This is a genomic window from Gluconobacter sp. P1D12_c (assembly GCF_018812105.1).
GTDB lineage: Bacteria > Pseudomonadota > Alphaproteobacteria > Acetobacterales > Acetobacteraceae > Gluconobacter > Gluconobacter oxydans_A.
The window spans coordinates 1-437 of the sequence record NZ_JACSIQ010000501.1 but is presented as its reverse complement, the minus strand read 5'-3'; the positions used below and the strand labels follow the sequence as shown (position 1 = coordinate 437).

Annotated in this window: 1 protein-coding gene; it reads left to right on the top strand. The window is 35.0% G+C overall.

Annotation, left to right across the window (positions count from 1 at the left end; all coding sequences use genetic code 11):
• A partial coding sequence (locus KP705_RS17870) for a hypothetical protein (protein WP_215765259.1) occupies window positions 1-437 on the top strand: 437 nt, incomplete at both ends.

The following is a 437-nucleotide window of genomic DNA, read 5'->3' as shown; positions in this document are numbered from 1 at the left end:
CACGTTATGAGACCAAGGCTATTCGTTATATGTTTGGGAATGGGGTCGAGGTTTATTGCGGTTGGGAAAAGCCTTACGATATCATGACTTGTTTGCATGACCATTATATTGACCATTCTTTTCCTGTGAAGGATGTGAAAAGTTATAGAGATTATTTGCGTTGTCTTCCTTCGCATTCTTCTTTGTTTTTGGATTACATAGAAAGCAGGGGATATGGTTTTTTAAGATTCAACGAATATTTGAACGATGACGAGGATGATTTTTGTTACGAGTGTGTTTTTGTTAATGACAATAAAGATGAGATACGCCTTTGGGTTAAAGATTTAGAAGAATGTGACAAGGATGGTTTGTATTCGAGTATCGATAATTTAGATTTGGAAAATTGTACGTCTGATGATTTTAAAAGAAGACTCTCAACGATTTGCGAGAAATTTTTT